This window comes from Pseudomonas sp. NPDC090752, assembly GCF_055584805.1.
The window spans coordinates 68,711-85,313 of sequence record NZ_JBVJLI010000020.1; the positions used below are offsets into that span (position 1 = coordinate 68,711).

19 protein-coding genes are annotated in these 16,603 nt (G+C 60.5%); 6 read left to right on the forward strand and 13 right to left on the reverse strand.

Features of this window, described 5'->3' with window-relative positions; all coding sequences use genetic code 11:
* Nucleotides 1-133: 133 nt before the first annotated feature.
* The 4 genes from ACZ6YA_RS22380 (at nt 134) to ACZ6YA_RS22395 (ending at nt 3,662) form a co-directional block, all read left to right on the forward strand.
* Nucleotides 134-1,117, forward strand: coding sequence for a DUF1852 domain-containing protein (locus ACZ6YA_RS22380; RefSeq protein ID WP_465899519.1), 984 nt, complete (start codon nt 134-136; stop codon nt 1,115-1,117).
* A gap of 29 nt (nt 1,118-1,146) precedes the next feature.
* Complete coding sequence (locus ACZ6YA_RS22385; RefSeq protein ID WP_465899521.1) at nt 1,147-2,181, forward strand: methionine synthase; 1,035 nt, start codon at nt 1,147-1,149, stop codon at nt 2,179-2,181.
* A 69-nt stretch (nt 2,182-2,250) separates the two neighbouring features.
* The gene (locus tag ACZ6YA_RS22390) at nt 2,251-2,742 is read left to right on the forward strand and encodes a flavin reductase family protein (RefSeq protein WP_465899523.1); all 492 of its coding nucleotides are present in this window, start codon (nt 2,251-2,253) and stop codon (nt 2,740-2,742) included.
* A gap of 746 nt (nt 2,743-3,488) precedes the next feature.
* Nucleotides 3,489-3,662, forward strand: a complete 174-nt coding sequence (locus tag ACZ6YA_RS22395) for a hypothetical protein (RefSeq protein WP_465899525.1) — start codon at nt 3,489-3,491, stop codon at nt 3,660-3,662.
* A 5-nt stretch (nt 3,663-3,667) separates the two neighbouring features.
* Here the strand turns inward: ACZ6YA_RS22395 and ACZ6YA_RS22400 are convergent, their stop codons facing one another.
* From ACZ6YA_RS22400 to ACZ6YA_RS22420, 5 genes are all read right to left on the reverse strand, one after another.
* Entirely contained in the window at nt 3,668-4,057 is a 390-nt protein-coding gene (locus tag ACZ6YA_RS22400; protein WP_400801718.1) for an NUDIX domain-containing protein, read from the reverse strand.
* An 85-nt stretch (nt 4,058-4,142) separates the two neighbouring features.
* Nucleotides 4,143-5,723 carry an MFS transporter gene (locus tag ACZ6YA_RS22405; RefSeq protein WP_465899526.1) on the reverse strand — a complete coding sequence of 527 codons (1,581 nt, stop codon included), beginning with the start codon at nt 5,721-5,723 and terminating at the stop codon, nt 4,143-4,145.
* A complete protein-coding gene (locus ACZ6YA_RS22410) occupies nt 5,720-6,793 on the reverse strand; it encodes an HlyD family secretion protein (protein ID WP_465899528.1) in 1,074 nt (357 codons plus the stop codon). Before ACZ6YA_RS22410 ends, ACZ6YA_RS22405 begins: the two co-directional genes overlap by 4 nt.
* 57 nt (nt 6,794-6,850) lie before the next feature.
* Complete coding sequence (locus ACZ6YA_RS22415; RefSeq protein ID WP_465899529.1) at nt 6,851-7,264, reverse strand: cupin domain-containing protein; 414 nt, start codon at nt 7,262-7,264, stop codon at nt 6,851-6,853.
* A gap of 38 nt (nt 7,265-7,302) precedes the next feature.
* Complete coding sequence (locus ACZ6YA_RS22420; protein WP_465899531.1) at nt 7,303-8,046, reverse strand: SDR family oxidoreductase; 744 nt, start codon at nt 8,044-8,046, stop codon at nt 7,303-7,305.
* A gap of 228 nt (nt 8,047-8,274) precedes the next feature.
* On the opposite strand from ACZ6YA_RS22420, the gene ACZ6YA_RS22425 reads away from it, so the two are divergent.
* Nucleotides 8,275-9,840, forward strand: coding sequence for a winged helix-turn-helix domain-containing tetratricopeptide repeat protein (locus ACZ6YA_RS22425; protein ID WP_465899533.1), 1,566 nt, complete (start codon nt 8,275-8,277; stop codon nt 9,838-9,840).
* On the opposite strand, the gene ACZ6YA_RS22430 is transcribed toward ACZ6YA_RS22425, so the two are convergent.
* The 7 genes from ACZ6YA_RS22430 to ACZ6YA_RS22460 form a co-directional block, all read right to left on the reverse strand.
* On the reverse strand, nt 9,777-10,379 hold the full coding sequence (locus tag ACZ6YA_RS22430; protein ID WP_465899535.1) for a hypothetical protein: 603 nt from the start codon (nt 10,377-10,379) through the stop codon (nt 9,777-9,779). The genes ACZ6YA_RS22425 and ACZ6YA_RS22430 overlap by 64 nt on opposite strands.
* A complete protein-coding gene (locus ACZ6YA_RS22435) occupies nt 10,379-11,083 on the reverse strand; it encodes a hypothetical protein (protein WP_465899537.1) in 705 nt (234 codons plus the stop codon). The genes ACZ6YA_RS22430 and ACZ6YA_RS22435 overlap by 1 nt, the downstream gene beginning before the upstream one ends.
* Nucleotides 11,083-11,844 (reverse strand): phosphate ABC transporter ATP-binding protein PstB, encoded by a 762-nt coding sequence (gene pstB / locus ACZ6YA_RS22440; RefSeq protein ID WP_400801947.1) that lies wholly within the window; start codon nt 11,842-11,844, stop codon nt 11,083-11,085. Before pstB ends, ACZ6YA_RS22435 begins: the two co-directional genes overlap by 1 nt.
* 75 nt (nt 11,845-11,919) lie before the next feature.
* Nucleotides 11,920-12,813, reverse strand: a complete 894-nt coding sequence (gene pstA / locus ACZ6YA_RS22445) for a phosphate ABC transporter permease PstA (RefSeq protein ID WP_465899539.1) — start codon at nt 12,811-12,813, stop codon at nt 11,920-11,922.
* On the reverse strand, nt 12,810-13,778 hold the full coding sequence (gene pstC / locus ACZ6YA_RS22450) for a phosphate ABC transporter permease subunit PstC (RefSeq protein WP_465899541.1): 969 nt from the start codon (nt 13,776-13,778) through the stop codon (nt 12,810-12,812). The genes pstA and pstC overlap by 4 nt, the downstream gene beginning before the upstream one ends.
* A 72-nt stretch (nt 13,779-13,850) precedes the next feature.
* The gene (gene pstS, locus ACZ6YA_RS22455; protein WP_465899543.1) at nt 13,851-14,882 is read right to left on the reverse strand and encodes a phosphate ABC transporter substrate-binding protein PstS; all 1,032 of its coding nucleotides are present in this window, start codon (nt 14,880-14,882) and stop codon (nt 13,851-13,853) included.
* 122 nt (nt 14,883-15,004) lie between these two features.
* The gene (locus ACZ6YA_RS22460) at nt 15,005-15,238 is read right to left on the reverse strand and encodes a hypothetical protein (protein ID WP_465899545.1); all 234 of its coding nucleotides are present in this window, start codon (nt 15,236-15,238) and stop codon (nt 15,005-15,007) included.
* A gap of 147 nt (nt 15,239-15,385) precedes the next feature.
* Between ACZ6YA_RS22460 and ACZ6YA_RS22465 the strand changes: the two genes are divergently transcribed.
* Nucleotides 15,386-15,925 carry a type 1 glutamine amidotransferase domain-containing protein gene (locus tag ACZ6YA_RS22465; RefSeq protein WP_465899546.1) on the forward strand — a complete coding sequence of 180 codons (540 nt, stop codon included), beginning with the start codon at nt 15,386-15,388 and terminating at the stop codon, nt 15,923-15,925.
* Between the two features lie 14 nt (nt 15,926-15,939).
* Here ACZ6YA_RS22465 and ACZ6YA_RS22470 read toward each other — a convergent pair whose 3' ends face one another.
* Nucleotides 15,940-16,464 carry a hypothetical protein gene (locus ACZ6YA_RS22470; protein WP_465899548.1) on the reverse strand — a complete coding sequence of 175 codons (525 nt, stop codon included), beginning with the start codon at nt 16,462-16,464 and terminating at the stop codon, nt 15,940-15,942.
* Between the last annotated feature and the right edge of the window lie 139 nt (nt 16,465-16,603).

The window sequence follows — 16,603 nt, forward strand, 5'->3', positions numbered from 1 at the left end:
AGTTTGCCTCATGAAAGCCATTTTCTGACAATCCCCTCATTGAATTTTCCGCTGCAGGGACTGGGCACAACGGGAGGCCATCGCGGCCTTCGGCAGTAAGCCTGGTCCGCAGCAATCAGGGTGTCAGATCACAATGAACAACGACTTCGCATTTGCCATCAAGCGCATTGGCTTCGATGAACACTATCAACCCTCGGCCAATACCCGCACCACGACAAATTTCGCCAACCTGGCGCGGGGCAGCAGCCGCCAGGAGAACCTGCGCAATACCTTGAAGATGATCGACAACCGCTTCAATGCGTTGGCGCACTGGGACAACCCCAAGGGCGATCGCTACACGGTGGCGCTTGAAATCATCTCTGCCGAGTTTCAGGTCTGCCCTGAACAACCAGCCGCTGCCCTGCCCTTGATTGAAATACTGAAAACAACGGTAATCGATCGACAAACCAATGCGCGCATCGACGGCATGGTCGGCAACAACTTTTCCTCCTACGTGCGTGACTACGACTTCAGTGTGCTGTTGCCGGAGCACAACAAGGGCCAGGCCATATTCAGCACGCCCGCCGATTTTGGCGACCTGCACGGCAAGCTGTTCAAGAGCTTCGTCAATTCAAGCGCCTACAAAGATCACTTCAACAAGCCACCGGTCATCTGCCTGAGCGTTTCCAGCAGCAAGATCTACCACCGGACCGAAAACCAGCACCCGGTATTAGGCGTCGAGTACCAGCAGGACGACTATTCGCTGACGGATGACTACTTCAAGAAAATGGGGCTGAAGGTTCGCTACTTCATGCCTGCCAACAGCGTCGCCCCTTTGGCTTTTTACTTCGCCGGTGACCTACTTGCTGATTACACCAACCTTGAACTGATCAGCACCATCAGCACGATGGACACCTTCCAGAAAATCTATCGCCCTGAAATCTACAACGCCAATACGGCAGCCGGAAAAACCTATCAGCCGAGCCTGCAGCATCAGGATTATTCACTCACTCGAATCGTTTACGACCGAGAAGAGCGCAGCCGGCTGGCTATCGAGCAGGGGTCGTTCGCCGAAGCGAACTTCATCAAACCTTACCGGGCTGTTCTTGAACAGTGGTCCGCTCACTACGCGCGTTGATGTGCCCCAATTACAAGGTCTCTTCTGTCATGAAAAAACTGCTACCTACTTCGACTGCCGGCAGCCTGCCTAAACCCGTCTGGCTCGCCCAACCCGAAACACTCTGGTCTCCTTGGAAATTGCAGGGCGATGAATTGACCGAGGGCAAACATGACGCGCTGCGCTTGTCATTGCACGAGCAACAGCAGGCCGGCATTGACATCGTCAGTGACGGTGAACAAACCCGCCAACACTTCGTGACGACGTTTATCGAACACCTCAGTGGCGTCGATTTCGAGAAGCGTGAAACCGTCAGAATTCGGGATCGCTATGATGCCAGCGTGCCGACGGTGGTGGGTGCCGTCGCTCGGCAAAAACCGGTGTTTGTCGAGGACGCCAAGTTCTTGCGCCAGCAAACCCAGCAACCCATCAAGTGGGCGCTGCCTGGCCCCATGACCATGATCGATACGTTGTATGACAGCCACTATAGAAGCCGCGAAAAACTGGCCTGGGAATTTGCCAAGATCCTCAACGAGGAGGCGAGAGAACTGGAAGCCGCTGGCGTCGATATCATCCAGTTCGATGAGCCGGCCTTCAACGTCTTCTTCGACGATGTGAACGACTGGGGCGTTGCCACCCTGGAGCGGGCCATTGAAGGGCTGAAATGTGAAACGGCGGTGCACATCTGCTACGGCTACGGCATCAAGGCCAATACCGATTGGAAAAAGACCCTGGGATCAGAATGGCGCCAATATGAAGAGGCGTTCCCCAAGCTGCAAAAATCCAGTATCGATATCATCTCGCTGGAATGCCACAACTCTCATGTGCCCATGGATCTGCTCGAACTGATCCGCGGCAAGAAAGTGATGGTAGGGGCTATCGACGTGGCCAACCACACCGTTGAAACACCCGAGGAAGTCGCCAACACGCTGCGTAAAGCCCTGCAGTTCGTGGATGCCGACAAGCTCTACCCGTGCACCAACTGCGGTATGGCGCCACTGCCCCGTCGCGTTGCAAGCGGCAAGCTCAACGCCTTGAGTGCAGGCGCAGAAATCGTGCGCAGGGAACTCGCGAACCTGCGCTGAGCCAATGCCGAAAGTGGCAAGTGGGTAGCCTTGCCACTTTCAGGCCAAACCCAATCCTCGGGACCCTCCATGTCAATTCCTATCGAAGCCTCGCGTTTTCGCGAGGCGCTCGGGCACTACGCCTCGGGTATTACGGTAATCACCTCGCAGATGGGTGACGAACCCATCGGCTTCACGTGCCAGTCGTTCTACAGCGTGTCGATGAGCCCGCCGCTGGTGTCATTCAGCGTCATGGCCAGCTCAGCCAGCTATCCCAAGATCCGTCGGGCCGGTCGCTTCGCGGTCAACATCCTGTCGGGTGAACAGGTCGACATTTCCAACCAGTTTGCTCGGCGAGGTACAGACAAGTGGCGCAATATCGCCTGGCAGGCCTCGCCGTTGGGTAATCCGATCATTGCTGGCAGCCTGCACTGGCTGGATTGTGAAATCCACGCCGAACACGCTGCAGGTGACCATCTGATCGTGGTGGGTGAAGTGAAGGCGTTGAACCTGCAAGACGCTGTTGCAACGCAGCCTTTGCTGTATTTCAAAGGTCAATATCGCGCACTTGGCGCGGCGTGAGTACCTGCCCGCGCCTCGGCACCGAGCCCTGCCTTGCCTGAAACACGCAACAACACCCCGCCCAGCACCAGCCCCGCTATCCAGCTGATGTCCAAACCGTTTCAATTGGGCAAAGCTATTGGAGATGGTGGTGCTCGTGGGAGCGGGTTTGTCCCGCGAAGAGGCCCAAGAAATGGAGAGATCTGGCACGGGCTATGCCCGTGTTCGCGGGGCGAGCCCGCTCCCACAGAAACCGCGACTCACCTGCTAATGACAGGGCCAGCCAACCAGCATCTCAGTGACCGCTTTGGGTCGATAGCGGTCACTCGCGAATAGCTGCAACCGACCCGAAGCTGCCGTTGAAAGAAACGGTATCGTGAGCGCTACGCGCAATCTGTGGGAGCGGGCTCGCCCCGCGAACACGGGCATAGCCCGTGCCAGACACCTCCAGTTTTCAGGCTGGCCTCTTCGCGGGTCAAGCCCGCTCCCACAATGCTCCCTCGTCACTCGGCGAAAAAATGATGCTGCTGCACGCCAACTACGACTTTAGTCTCATGCGCAGGGTGCTGATGCCTTCTGCCGCGAGGTGGCAGCGCAAGTGGATGCCCAACAATCATTGGAGCGCCAGGACAATGGGCCAATGCCACGCACCACAGAGGTGCAAAAATTCGCCGCAGCAAGCATGCTAGAGCGGTTCATTCATTTTTAATCAGGTAAAAACTGGGTTACGCTGCGCGCGCCAAAATAACACCAAGGAGATGGCGTGCATGAAGATCGAGATTCAGAAATCCGAAAGCGAATCTGGCTGCAAAGTGATTATTGACGGGCACGCAGTGTCGTTTGCAAGCACTGCTGACGCAGAGGCTTACATCGCCCGTCTGCAGGAGCGACTTCAAGCTGCGCCAGGTGCCTTTGCAACACCAGAAGTGACTTCGGCCTAGGCCGTTCAGGCACAGCGCTTGAGCAAGGTCTTGATAGGGCGTCGAACGCGGCGCTTGGGCACGTCCCTGGCTTTGATCCAGCGGCATGCCTCGATCTCATTGCGAGGCCGGGGCTTATCATCGGCTTTACGCGCTTCGAACAGGTAGTGAATGACCTTTTCCTCACGGTACACCGTGACATAGCGCAGCTCATCGAACGCCAGGCCGGTCTCCTCGGCCATTTCGCGCATGGCCGCCTGCAGCGGCGTCTCGTCACGCTCTACCCTGCCCCCCGGCAGGTTCCACTTGGCGTTGCGCTTGCGCACGAACAGGACTTCGCCGTCCTTCCGGTAAATCACCGTGGCGCGAAGTTTGATGCCCTTTCGTCTGGCTGTAGCAATGTCCGTTGCCTTCATGAATTGTCCTGGATGGTTGGCTGGACTTGGGCTGTGCGGCCCTGCGTCTTCAGCCTAAGCCTGTTTTATGTCCGTTGAATGACCATCAGTGCCCAGGACTGTTCAGCTTTTTACCCCTGCGCGCCAGCAGCAGCTTGATGCCCACCAGCAACGGCGCCGCCACGGCGAACAACAACGCCACGGCGTTGAACGCCGCATCAAAGGCAATGATCGCGCCCTGCCCCGTCACTGTCCGCCCCAGCAAGTTCATCGCCACCCGTCCAGCCATCAGGGGGTCCATGCCCTCTAGCCGTAGCATCGTTGTGGTCGCTTCCAGGCGTTCGACCACAGCAATGGTCCCGGCGCTGACATGCGCGCTCAGCGTTTGGGCATTCAGCACGCCGTGCTGGTCGAGCAACGTCTGCAACCCTGCCACCCCCAGCAGGCCACCTAACTGGCGCCCTGTATTGAACAGACCGATACCGCTGGCCAGATTGTCTGGCCCCAGCTTGCCGAAAGCGATCAGGGTCAGCGAGAGGAACAGCAACCCCAGGCCGGCGCCACGCAGCATTACAGCGGCCATCATGTCCTCGATGCCGCTCTCGGCGGTCGATCCCGAAAGCATCCACATGGCGATCATGAGGGTCAGGATACCGAATGGCACGGTAACAAACGGCGCGATACCGCGTGACTGAATCAGGTAGGCCACGCCCAGCAGTACAGCGATGAACACAACGCCACTGGGCAGCAGCAACAGTCCGACCTCGGTCGGCGTGAAGGCCAGCGCGGACAACGCAAAGGCCGGGATCACGAATGCGCTACCAAACAACGCTGCGCCAGCCACGAAGCTGACGATGAAGGCGAACGTGAAGTCGGTTGAGCGGAACAGGCTGAAGTCCAACACCCCTTGACCTTTGCCCCATAGTTGCTGGCCAAGAAACAGCAAAAGCGCACCGATACCGGCCAGGCCGACCCAGCGCAGGTGGGGGGCCTCGAACCAATCCCAACGGCTGCCCTGGTTCAGCAGGTAAGTCAGGCACAGCAGCGCGATAGTCGCCAACAGCCAGCCCAGCCAATCTGAACAACGCCGGCCAGGAAGAGCGTGCTCAGGCAGTTCGACGAGCAGCAACAGACCGATCGCCGCCAAAGCCAGCGGCAGCACACTGAGAAAAATCCACGTCCAGTCCTGGCTGTCGATCATCCAGCCCTGCATGACTGGCGTGAGGGCCGCTGGCGCGACCACCGCGCCAATCGCAAACACGCCTTGCAGGGCCGGTTGCTGCTCATGCGGGCAGGCCAGGAAAATCAAGGTTTGCCCCGCCACCAGCAACACACCGCCCGCCAAGCCCTGGCAGGCGCGCAAGGCCACCAGCACATCGACGTTTGTCACCTGTGCCGCGCCGACGCAGGCAATGCCCATCACCAGGGTGGCGCCAATGATCACTGCACGAGCTGAAAGCCACCCCAGCAGCCACGGTGCGAACAGAAACCCCATCAATTTGCAGGCGATGTAGCCGATGTCCAGCCAGGCGAACTCGTCCGGGGTCGCATGGGTATCACCCAGGATGTCGTTGCGCCCCAGCGCCAGTACACTGCTGGCGATGGCTTCGGTGAGGGCGGCCAGGACGACACCGGCCACCAGCAGCCAGCGAGTGACCCAACTGCCACCCACCGGCCCGTTGCTCACGAGCCACCTCCGACCTCGACCTGTACCCGCGCCGACAGCCCCGGGACGATCCGCCCGGGCAACGGATTGTGGGCCAGTCGGATTTTCACCGGCACCCGCTGCACCACCCGCACGAAGTTGCCCGTGGCGTTGTCCGGCGGCAACAGGCTGAACGCCGCGCCGCTGCCGGGCGCGAAGCTGTCGACGACACCTTCGAGGGTGTCCGATGGGTAGCCGTCCAGGGTGATCCTGGCCCGCTGCCCAGGTTGAATGCGCTCCAGTTGGGTTTCCTTGAAGTTGGCCACAATCCACACCCCCTCCACCGGCACGAGGTCGAGCAAGGCGCCACCCGGTGTGACGAATCGGCCGACCCGCACCTGGCGATTGCCGATCACTCCGGCAAATGGCGCCCGCACCACGGTATGCTCCAGGTCGATCAACGCCAGATCGCGCGCAGCCTGGGCTTGGGCGATGGCCGCCACGGCAGCCTCTCGTTGGGCCTGAAGCACGGCGATACGTTGGCGCTGGGCATCCAATGTCGCCGCCGCCGCCATCAGGCCGGCCTCGGCGCTGCTGCGCGCAGCGTCGGTCTGATCGACCAAGGCTTGGCTGACAGCGCTGTACTGGATCAGCTTGCGGCTACGCTCATGGCTTTTGCTGGCCAGTTGCCGTTCTGCCAGGGCCGATTGGCGCTGCCCCTCGGCCTGGCGAATCTGCGCCTGCTGCAGGCGGGTCTGGGCATCGACATCGTTCACTCGCGCCTGGGCAGCTTTCAGGTTGGCCTCAGCCTCGGCCAGGTGCGCACGGTAGTCACGGTCATCGATGCGGAACAACACATCGCCGGCCCTGACCTGCTGATTGTCTTCGATCTCCACGGCGGTCACGTAACCCGAAACCTTGGCAGCTAACGAAGTAACATCGCCGCGCACATACGCGTTGTCGGTAAAGGCGGCGTCTGCGCGGTAAAATGCAAACCAGCCCCCAGCCAGCACCCCCACTGCCACCACGCACAGCGCGATGCCCAGCTTGTTGCTCCTGCTCCGCCCTGCGTTCACTGCTTCGTTGGCCTGTTCAGGTTGCTGTGTGTTCATGATGTGATGTCCTGTTATCGGCCCTGTTGGCAAGTCACTGCCGACAGGACCGACGCGCTACTTCTCGCTCGGCGTGACCAGCACCGTCTCGGTGCTGTCGAGCACGAACACGGCCATCAGCTTGGCGGGCTTGCTGTCGCTGGCGTTGGCGCTGACACCGTGGAACGCACCCGGCGCCTCGTACCAGTTCTCACCAGGCTTGTAGACCTTGGCCGGTTCGCCGTTGACACTGCTGCGCACTTCGCCTTCAAGCACGGTGGCGTAGATAAAGGCGGATTTCGGGTGCCGATGCGCGGGCGACGCGGCGCCTGGGGCGTAGTCGACGATCACCCCGCGCATACTTTTGCCCGGAACGTTCGGCAGGGGGTGGTCGAAGACCACGGTCACTTTGCTGACCGGGGGTTGCGCGGCCAGTACCGGGGTGATGACCAGCGCGCAGAACGCGGCGGCCACAAGGGTGCGACTGAACATGGCGATGCTCCTTCGATTCGCGATAGGGTTGCGCTGGCTCATTGACGCGCCAGCCAGTCTTCAAAACGCGTTTTGCCCAACCGCGCGCCCTTGCCGGGCGTGAGGGCCTGGTCATCGAGTTCAGCGCCGAAATACAGGGCGTGCACATCCGCCACCACCTTTCGCGGATCGCCGCTCAGGCGCAGGAAGCGCCGCACCAGCTCATCCAGCGGCGTGGCCTCTGGCCCGGCTACCTCCAACGTGCCGTTAGCCGGTGGCGCCAGGGCCACGTCGGTAAGCGCAACGACCACATCGTCCGATGCCATGGGCTGGAATAGCGCCGGTGACAAGCGGATCTCCTCACCCACTGCGCCTGCCTGCGCGATGCCTGCGACGAACTCAAAGAACTGCGTGGCGCGCAGCAGGGTGTACGGCAACCCGGAATCCTTGATCAGCGCCTCCTGGGCGACCTTAGCCCGGAAGTAGCCATTTTCCGGCAGCCGCTCGCTGCCCACGATCGACAACGCAACATGGTGCTTGACCCCCGCCGCCTTCTCGGCGGCCAGCAAATTGCGGGTGCATGTCTGGAAGAATTCGAGCACGGCCTGGTCTTCCCAAGATGGCGCATTCGCCACGTCCACCACGACATCCGCGCCATTCATCGCCTCAGCCAGGCCCTCGCGGGTGATGCTGTTCACCCCCGTGCTCGGCGAAGCGGCGAGGGCTTCATGGCCGCGCTCGCGCAGGCCGTTGACCAGCTTGGAACCGATGAGGCCGGTGCCTCCGATGACCACGATTTTCATGGGGTTCTCCCGCGTGCACGACCGCAACCATTGCCGTCGTCAGGGTTCGAGCATGCGCCGCCCCCCGCGCTGGGTCCTTGTCAAGCGGCTGGATTTGCCTCCACGCGAGATTCAATTTGCGTCCAAACTGTTCAAGCCATGTGCAGTCGACAAATGCCTGCCGTATCATCGAAAAATCATGAACAGTCGCCTCGGACACTAAGCCTAAGGCGTGCGAGGGGACACCCAGTGTCATTCGAGTTTGACGACTATGTGCTCGATGAGCAGCGCAGAGAGTTGACCCTCCACGGGCAGCCCGTTGCTATCGGCCCGCAGGTGTTCGACCTGCTCTTGCAACTGCTCAACCACCGCGATCGGGTGATGAGCCGTGACGAACTGCTGGTGCGCGTGTGGAACGGCAAGATCGTTTCCGAATCGACCATCACCAGTCATGTCAACGCCGTGCGCAAAGCCATTGGCGACTCCGGCGAGGAGCAGCGACTACTGCGCACCGTGGCACGCAAGGGCTATCGTTTCGTAGGTCAGGTCCGCGAGTGCAGCGGCAGTGAAGTGGCCGTTGCCGCCCTGCCCGTCACTGCCATCTCTGGGCCCGCCCTTCCCGACAAACCCTCGATCACCGTGCTGCCGTTCCAGAACCTCAGCGGTGATCCAGAGCAGGACTACTTCGCCGATGGCATGGTCGAGGACATCATCGCCGCCCTGTCGCGCATTCGCTGGCTGTTCGTCATCGCTCGCAATTCAAGCTTCACCTTCAAAGGTCAGCGCATCGACGTCCAGCAGATCGGTCAAACCCTGGGCGTGCGCTATGTGCTCGAAGGCAGCGTGCGCAAGGCAGGCGAGCGGCTGCGCATTACCGGGCAACTGATCGACGCCACCACCGGCGAGCACTTGTGGGCCGAGCGCTTCGAGGGCAGGCTCGACGACCTGTTCGAGTTGCAGGACCAGATCGCTGAAAGCGTGGTGGGTGCCATCGCCCCGCAGCTTGAGCGGGCCGAGATCGAACGGGCCAAGCGCAAGCCCACCGACAGCCTATGCGCCTACGATTATTACCTGCGCGGCACGGCGAAGCTGCATAACGGCACCCGCGAAGCCATTGACCAGGCGTTGCCGCTGTTCTACCAGGCCATCGACCGTGACCCGGAGTTCGCTTCGGCTTATGGCATGGCGGCCTGGTGCTACTTCTGGCGCAAGCTCAATGGCTGGATGCTTGATCGCACCGAAGAAATCGCCGAGGGGGCTCGGCTGGCACGACTCGCAGTGGAACTGGGGCGTGACGATGCCGTGGCGCTGACCCGGGGCGGGCATGCGCTCGGGCACCTGGCGGGTGACCTGGACGGCGGCATCGCCCTGCTCGACCGGGCCCGCCTGCTCAACCCCAACCTAGCCCCCGCCTGGTACCTGGGCGGCATACTCCGGGCGCTGCGAGGCGAAACGCAGACCGCCATCGACAATCTCACCCACGCCGCACGCCTGAGCCCGCTGGACCCGGAAATGTTCCGCATGCAAGTTGGTATGGCATTGGCGCACTTTTTTGCCGGGCGGCTGGATGAGGCGGTGGAGTGGGCGGACAAGGCGCTGGGTAATCTGCCCAGCCTGCTTGCGGCGGTCGCCCTGCTGGCGGCCAGCCATGCCCTGAGCGGACGGATGGACAGCGCGCGCCACGCGATGGCGCGCTTACGGACACTGGACCCGGAGCTGCGGGTGTCCGCGCTGAGGCAGTGGTTGCCGATCTACCGCGATACGGATCTGGCCAGGCTGGCCGAGGGGCTGAAGTTGGCGGGGCTGCCGGCGTGATGGCCGAACGAGAATTGCCTCATCACCTGCTGCTGAACGTGAGTCGCAGCCTCCTTGACGCTCTGCGCCCAGTTGTCATCCTTCGGGCAGACGACGACAACACGGAAGCCGTGATCCTGACCTTCAATTCGAACACCTTCGGAATCATCGACATGCAAATCGATATCGAAGGCCGACGGCAACTTCGAGGGTGAGTTCACCAGTCCACGTCTGATCAAGGCTTGCTGATGGCGATCGCTGTTGACCACCCCATCAACGTGGATGCCGTAGAGTAATAGCCAACGCCGGATGTAGGACGGCGTGCGCCCGGACGACGTATAGATCCAGATGCTGCAGCCCTGACGGCGCAGATCGCGGAACAGCTCGCGGGTACCGCTGCGCAGGGGCTCGCCCAGCCAGCGATGAATGAATTCAGGCAGTTTGCTGTCCTCGACGTCACTGTGATCAGGCAGGCAGGCCAGCGTGTCATCGATATCGAACGAAATGCGTACCCGCGGGCGCCTGAACATACGCCCCACGGCTTGCATTACCTGGTCCATCAGAAGGACTCCTGAAAACGCGGCATGGACGTGCCACCGAGGAAGAACACTTCGGGATCAGGCGCCTTGGCCTCCAGGAATGCCGCGTACTTTTTCTTGATCTTGGGCAATTCGTACAATGCTTTGACACCATGCTTGGCGGAGTTGCGGATGACCGAGGACGGGTTGAAGTATCCCTCGGCGTTGTCCAGCGTGAGCACGAACGGCGGCAGCCCTGCGCGCATCAGCAAGTAACTGACGATGAGCGAGCCGCTGCGGTTATTGCCTTCGATGAACAACTGCGGCTTGCTGAGGATCCGCACATAGACACCGGCCGCACGCTTCCAGATCGAATCACTGCGGTACGAGCAATACCAGTTGTACAGATCCTTGATGCCGCCTTCGACGTTGTTGAAGAAGTGCGCCTCGGTGGCTTCAAGGTGTTGAGCAAACTCCCGACGGCGCGCAGGATCGCGGCCGCACAGTACGGTAGCGTTGATCTCCAGCATGAGGTTCAGCTGCTGCAGATCGAACAGGTCGACACCTCGGGCCACATAATCGTCAATCAGGGCGTACCCCTCAAGCACATTCAGCAGCACTTCGTCGGTGAACGGATCACGCGGCTCGGTGAAGTGCCGGCTGAGTTCGCAGAAGCGGCCCTGCACTTCGCGCAGGGCACGCTCGATGGCGTGCAGATCAAGACGGCGCGTCGGGAGTGAAGCCATCAGCTGAATTTACCGCTGATGTAGTCGCTGGTCAGCTGTTCGCGCGGGTTCTGGAAGATCTGCGCGGTCTCGCCCATCTCGACCAGGTACCCGGTGCGCGTCCCCTGGGAAATGTCGACCGAGAAGAACGCCGTGGTGTCAGCCACACGAATCGCCTGCTGCATGTTGTGAGTGACCAGCGCGATGGTGTAGTCCTTCTTCAGCTCGACCATCAGCTCTTCTACCCGGCGGGTAGCGATCGGGTCGAGTGCCGAGCACGGTTCATCCAGCAGCAGCACTTCAGGCTCGGTCGCGATGGCACGGGCGATGCACAAGCGCTGTTGCTGGCCGCCTGACAGTGACAGGCCGCTGACTTTGAGCTTGTCCTTGACCTCGTCCCACAGCGCCGCGCCTTGCAATGCGTGCTTGACGCGGTCGCCCAGGTCGCCCTTGTAGCGATTGAGGCGCAGCCCGAAGGCGACGTTGTCGAAAATGCTCATCGAGAACGGGTTCGGCTGCTGGAACACCATGCCGATGTAGCGGCGCACGACAACTGGGTCCACGCCTTTGCCATAGACGTCCTGGCCGAGGAAATGCACATGGCCCTCGAAGCGGAAGCCTTTCACCAGGTCGTTCATGCGGTTCAGGCTGCGCAGCACGGTACTCTTGCCGCAGCCGGATGGCCCGATGAAACCGGTGATCTTGTTCTTTTCGATCGGCACATGGCTGTCGCGGACCGCCATGAAGTTGCCGTAGAAAATCTTGTCCAGCTTGCAGTCCATGACTACAGGGGATGGGTTGACCACGGGAGCGGCCCTTTGCGCAGTGGATACGTTCAAGTTGGGATGCTCCCTTTCTCAATACTTGGGTTTGCCGAAAACTCGGCTCAAGATGTTGACCACCAGCACAATCATTACCAGTACCAGCGAGGCCGCCCAGGCGAGCTCCAGCTGGTTGTCGAACGGCATGCCGGAGAAGTTGTAGATCAGTACGGCAAGCGATGCCGTGGGGTTCATGACCGCCAGGCTACCGTCGTGGTAGATCCAGTAGTTGCTGAACAACGCGGTGAACAGCAGCGGCGCCGTTTCGCCAGCAGCGCGGGCCACGGCCAGCATCACACCGGTCAGAATCGCCGGCAGGCCGGTTGGCAAGACGATCTTCCAGACCACCTGCGCACGGGTGCAACCCATGCCGTAGGCAGCGTCTTTCATGATCTTGGGCACCATCTTCATCGATTCTTCGGCCGTCAGCACGACGATCGGCAGCATCAATACCGCCAGTGCCACGCCACCTGCCGGTGCCGAGTAAGTGCCTGTGGTCATGACCACCAGCGCATAGGCAAACACGCCTGCCAGAATCGACGGCAAGCCGGTGAGCATCTTGGCGGCAAAGCGCGCGGCGTTCGCCAGCTTGCTGTCCGGGCCCAGTTCGGCCAGGAACACCGCTGCCAGAATGCCGACCGGGACTGCGATGGCCGCAGCGATACCGACCATGACGAAGGTGCCCGCCATCGCGTTGCCAAAGCCACCGCCCATCTCAAAGCCGGTGGGTGGCAATTCGGTGAAGACTTCCAGGCTCAGGCGCGCACCGCCGCGGGTGATCAGCATGTACAGCACGGAAATCAGCGGCACGCTGGCGACCAGCGCCGCGCCCCAGACCAGCGTGGTCAACACCAGGCTGCGCAGGGCACGCCCTTCGAACCGGCGCTGCAGGCTGGGCAATGCGGTTGCAGGGGTAGTGAGGTCTGTCATTGTCTGTTACCCCGCTGGGCGTAGAGCATGATCATCGAGCCGAGCACGTTCACCAGCAGGGTGATGAACATCAGTACCAGGGCGGCGTACATCAGCACTTCCACCTCGTTTGGCCCGGCTTCCGGGAAGTTCAGTGCCAGCAAGGCGGCAAGCGTGTTGGCCGGCGCGAACAAGGAAACGGAAATGGTGTTGGCGTTGCCGACCAGCATGGCCAGGGCCATGGTTTCTCCCAGGGCACGGCCCAGGCCGAGCACCAGGGAGCCGAAGATCCCAGTGGCCGCAGCGGGCACCATCACCTTGAGGATGGCTTCCCAATGGGTGGTACCCATGCCATAGGCAGCCTGCTTGGTTTTCATCGGCACGCTGGCCAAGGCATCCTGCGACACGGCAGCGATGGTCGGCAGGATCATGATGGCGAGAACCAGCGCTGCAGGCAGCAGCCCTGGCCCACTCAAAGAGGTAGAGAAAAACGGAATCCAGCCCAACTCGCTGTTCAACCAGGTGGTGAACGGCCGAATTGCCGGAATGACCACGTAGATCCCCCACAGGCCGTAAACGACACTGGGGATGGCGGCGAGCAACTCGACGATGGTGCGAAACACCGCTGCGAGCTTGGCCGGCAGAAAGTCCTGGGTCAGGAAAATGGCCATGCTGACGCCGAAAAATCCGGCGATTAACAGTGCGATGAAGGCGCTGTAAAGGGTGCCCCAGATCGCTGGCAGAATACCGTACTTGCCCTGGTTGACGTCCCACACGCTGCCGAACAGCACGTCAAAACCGTGCTTTTCCATGCCTGGCAGCGCTTTACGCCCTACTTCATAGACCAGCGCGAAAACCAGCGCGAGCACCAGCACCACGCCGATGCGTGCAAGCGCGCGGAAGGTGCGGTCCAGCAGAAAGTCTTTCGCAGACGGTGGCCGGCAAGCAGAGTCGGGGTTGTCCGGTATGGCAAAAGGTGTGTTCATTGACTTGTTCCGGGGCTAAGTACAAACGCTCCTGGCATGGCTGACACCCACGCCAGGAGCGGCCGAGGCGCCTTACTGGATGTTGGCAGAGGCTTTACGGACCTGGTCGACGACCGACTGCGGCAGCGGGATGTAGCCCATCGAGTCAGCGATCTTCTGGCCTTCGGTCAGGCTGTACTCGACCATCTTGCGCATGGCCTCGGCTTTGGCCGGGCTACCGTTGTCCTTGCGGAAGATCATCCAGGTGTAGGAGGTGATCGGGTAGGACTTGGCACCGTCCGGATCAGGCAGCCAGGCCACCAGGTTTTCCGGCATGTTCACTGCTGCCAGCGCCTCGGCACCACTTTCGGCATTTGGCACGACGTATTGGCCGGCCTTGTTCTGCAGCTGAGCGAAGTCGACCTTGGCCAGCTTGGCGAAGCCGTATTCGATGTAGCCGATGGCGCCCGGAGTCTGGCGCACGGTGGCGGTCACGCCATCGTTTTTCGGCGACTTGATGAACTTGTCGGTGGCTGGCCAGTTGACCGTGTTGCCCTCACCCAGCGCTTCCTTGAAAGCAGGGTTGATGGCCGACAGGTGTTTGGTGAACACGGCAGTGGTACCGCTGGAGTCTGCACGCACGACGACGGTGATCGGGGTGGCCGGCAGTTTCAGCTCAGGGTTGGCGGCAGCGATCTTCGGATCGTTCCACTGGGTGATCTTGCCGAGGAAGATGTCGGAGTAGACATCGCGTGGCAGCTTCAGACCTTTTGGGTTGCCCGGCAGGTTGTAGGCCAGGACGATTTCACCGGCGGTCATCGGCAGCAACTGCACGCCCTCGCCCACCTTGGCGATTTCTTCGGGCTTCATGGCCGAGTCACTGGCTGCGAAATCGACAGTCTTGTTCAGGAAGTCCTGGACACCCGCGCCGCTCCCCTTGGACTGGTAGTCAACCGTGACGCCAGCGGTCTGCTTGCTGAAGTCCTTGAACCAGGTCAGGTAGATCGGGGCTGGGAAGCTTGCGCCAGAACCCGTCAGGCGGATGCTCTCGGCAGCGAAGGCTGCGGAAGTGGTGCAAAGAGAAACAGCAGCCGCGAGTGCAGCAGTCTTGATCAGGCGAATCATCGAAAACGCTCCGTGTGATGGCCTTCTCACTCTGCAGCAGCAATGTTACGAATTTGTGAATGTGGAGTGGCAAATCGCCTGGACCTGCAGTTTTTCATTGGGAATGGGGACATTCCCTGGCTTCAACCATGCCCGACCCTCTGAGAACCACCCGCCCCTTCCTGACTATTACGCACGGAACACACGTAATCCGCCTCGGCTCGAGTCGGTAGATTCATGCTCAAACGAATCTTGTCATGGTTGTCGTAGAGATCGTATCCCGCTCCGACCTCGCAGGCCACGCCGACACGCCGGGGGAAGCGCTCTTTTTCCTGGGGGAATGCGGGGATTACAACGAAGCGTGCCTGCATGGTCATCCCTCTTGTCAGCAGTGCTTAAGTATTAGTCTCACTAGACCAAAGCATCAAGGCGAATCATGGTCTTTTGTGCAGGCACTCCGATTGAACTTCCAAGCGGGTGAAAGGGCCCTCCCTACATCGCTGAAGAAAAATGGAGATACGAAAATGAATGCACAACTCAATGGCAAGCGCGTGGCCTTCCTGGTCACCGACGGTTTCGAACAGGTGGAACTCACTGGGCCCCGTGAAGCTTTGGAAGCCAGCGGCGCTGTGGTCGATATCCTGAGTGACAAGGAGGGCAGCGTCCGGGGATGGAACCATGACAAGCCCGCGGATGAATTTGCTGTTGATGCCACGTTCGACAGCGCCCAACTTGACCTTTACGACGCCCTGGTGCTGCCCGGTGGTGTGCAGAACTCGGACACGATCCGACTCATCCCTGGCGCTCAGAAACTGGTGAAAAGCCACGATTCGGCCAACAAGCCGCTGGCAGTGATCTGCCACGGCGCCTGGCTGCTGGTCTCATGTGGCCTGGCAAAAGGTAAGCGGATGACCAGCTACAAGACGTTGCGGGATGATATTCGTAACGCGGGCGGCGCGTGGGTCGATGAAGAAGTAGTGGTGGATGGCAACTTGATCACCAGTCGCCAACCGGACGATATACCCGCCTTCAATGCGCAATTGATCAAAGCGCTGGCGGGCTGAGTGCGAGCAGCAGGTCAAGCCAGCTGAATGTAAACCGAGTAACTGCCCAGCAGCACCCAGAATGCCAGGAATATCCACGGCGTTCGCAGTGAAAAGAGTAGCGATTTCCTGTGCCCGGCCTGTGACGTCTCAGTCTCGCAAAACAGGGGCGATTCGTCGTAGGCCAAACCCATCAACGGCTCGCTGCGCAGCAGATGGCTCTGTTTGAGCTGCCAGTGCTCGATGATCCGGTAGGCCGCTCTAATGCCCGGCCAGGCGTTGAGGGTACTCAAGATGCCCAGGAGCGCCAGAAAAGCGGGCACGATGAGTGTAAACATCTCGCCCCATCCTTCATTCAGGTTGCTCATGGAGGATACGAACGCGATGACCAGGAACGATTGCGCGGCCAGGTAGGCGTCGGTGCGGTTGGCCAGGATCGTGGTTTCGTAGTGGATTTCCTTGCGGTAGAAATCCAGTCGATCCTTGGGTGATCCGAACATTCGGGCGTTGTTCGCATCGATTTCATGCTCGGGCGTCTGCGGTGTGATGATGCGAGGCACTGCGCTTCTCCAAAGATGATCCAGCGCTGGGCGAGGAAATGGTCGAGTGTCTTCGGTAGAGCGATACAGGGAATGAAAAATTCAGTACGGCACCTAGCTCACCGTCCGTCGTTAAAACCTGGGATCCACACCAACACTC